Raw genomic sequence first — 2076 nt, forward strand, 5'->3', positions numbered from 1 at the left:
CGTCGGCGCGGACGTCCTGGAGGAGCTGACCCTTCAGGCCCCGCTGGTGCTGCCCCCGCAGGGCGGCGTCCAGCTCCAGGTGTCCGTGGGCGCCCCGGACGAGACCGGCCGCCGCTCGCTGACCCTGCACTCGCGCCTGGAGGACGCCGCCGACGGCACCTGGGGCGAGGGCGAGTGGACCCGCCACGCCACCGGTGTGCTCGGCACCGGCGCCACTACCCCCGACGAGGACCTCACCGCATGGCCGCCGGCCGGTGCCACCGAGGTCCCCGTGGACGGCCTCTACGAATGGCTCGCCGAGACCGGATTCGCCTACGGCCCCGTCTTCCAGGGCCTCCAGGGCGCCTGGCAGCACGAGGACCAGGTGTACGCCGAGGTGCGGCTGCCCGAGAGCGCCCGCGCCGAGGCCGAGCTGTTCGGCCTGCACCCCGCGCTGCTGGACGCGGCCCTGCACGCCGTGGGCATCGGCTCCCTCCTGGAGGACACCGAACACGGCCGCCTCCCCTTCTCCTGGAGCGGTGTCCGGCTCCACGCCGTCGGCGCCGCCACGCTCCGCGTCCGGCTCTCGCCCGCCGGGCAGGACGCCGTGGCCGTGCTGGTCACGGACGAGAGCGGCGCACCCGTCGCCTCCGTCGACTCGCTGCTGCTGCGCCCCGTCTCGCCCGACCAGGTGCACGCCGCGCGCGCCGCTTTCCACGAGGCGCTGTTCCGCGTCGAGTGGACCCCCGCCCCGGTGCCCGCCGCCACCACCGTCGTGGCCGGGCAGTGGGCGCTGCTGGGCGCCGACCACCCCGAGCTGGCCGCCGCCCTGCCCACCGCCGCCGGTTACGCCGACCTGGCCGCGCTCGGCGCGGCCGTGGACGCCGGGACCCCGCCGCCGCATGCCGTGCTCGCCCCGTTCTTCGCGGACGGGACGGACCTTCCGGTCGAGGAAGCCGTACGCGAGGCGCTGCACCGCGCGCTGGAGCTGGTCCAAAGCTGGCTCGCCGACGCCCGCTTCGAGGGCTCCCGGCTGGTCATCGCCACCCGTGGCGCCGTCGCCACCTCCGCCGACGCGGACACCGAGGACCTGGTCCACGCCCCGCTGTGGGGTCTGCTGCGCTCGGCGCAGTCCGAGAACCCGGACCGCTTCACCCTGGTCGACATCGACGGCGGCGACGCCTCGTACCGCGCGCTCGCCCCCGCCCTGGCCACCGGCGAATCGCAGCTCGCGGTCCGCGCCGGGACCGTGGTCGTCCCGCGCCTGGCCAAGGTCGCCTCCGACCCCGAGCAGACCGTCCCCGCGCTCGACCCCGAGGGCACCGCCCTGGTCACCGGCGCCACCGGCACCCTCGGCGGGCTGGTCGCCCGCCATCTGGTCACCGAGCACGGCGTACGCCACCTGCTGCTGCTCAGCAGGCGCGGGGCCGACGCCCACGGCGCCGCCGAACTCGTCGCCGAGCTGCGCGCGTCGGGCGCCGAGGTCACCCTCACCGCCTGCGACGTGGCCGACCGCGACGCGCTCGCCGCGACGCTCGCCGCCATCCCGGCCGAGCATCCGCTGACCGCCGTGGTGCACACGGCGGGTGTGCTCGACGACGGTGTGATCGGCTCGCTGACCGCCGAGCGCGTCGACCGCGTCCTGCCGCCCAAGGTCGACGCCGCGTGGCATCTGCATGAGCTGACCCGCGATCTCGACCTGTCCGCGTTCGTGCTGTTCTCCGCCGCCGCCGGCACCCTCGGCGGCCCCGGCCAGGCCAACTACGCGGCCGCCAACGCCTTCCTGGACGGCCTCGCCCACCGGCGCCGCGCCCAGGGGCTGCCCGCCACCGCCCTCGCCTGGGGCCTGTGGGCCGAGCGCAGCGGCATGACCGGCGACCTGGACGACACCGACATCCAGCGCATCACCCGCGCCGGAGTGGCCGCCCTCTCCTCCGAGGAGGGCCTCGCCCTCCTGGACACCGCGCTGGCCGTGGGCGACCCCACGCTCGTCCCCATGCACCTGGACCTGGCGCCGCTGCGGCACGCCGACGCCGGCATGGTGCCCGCGCTGCTGCGCGGCCTGGTGCGGGCCCCCGGCCGCCGCGTGGTGGAGTC

At 76.9% G+C, this 2076-nt stretch carries 1 protein-coding gene; it reads left to right on the forward strand.

What is annotated here, in order from left to right:
- Positions 1-2076: SDR family oxidoreductase (locus tag KN815_RS38270; RefSeq protein WP_216346420.1), on the forward strand; the 2076-nt coding region annotated here is incomplete at both ends.

This window comes from Streptomyces niphimycinicus, from assembly GCF_018883605.1.
GTDB classification, from domain to species: domain Bacteria; phylum Actinomycetota; class Actinomycetes; order Streptomycetales; family Streptomycetaceae; genus Streptomyces; species Streptomyces niphimycinicus.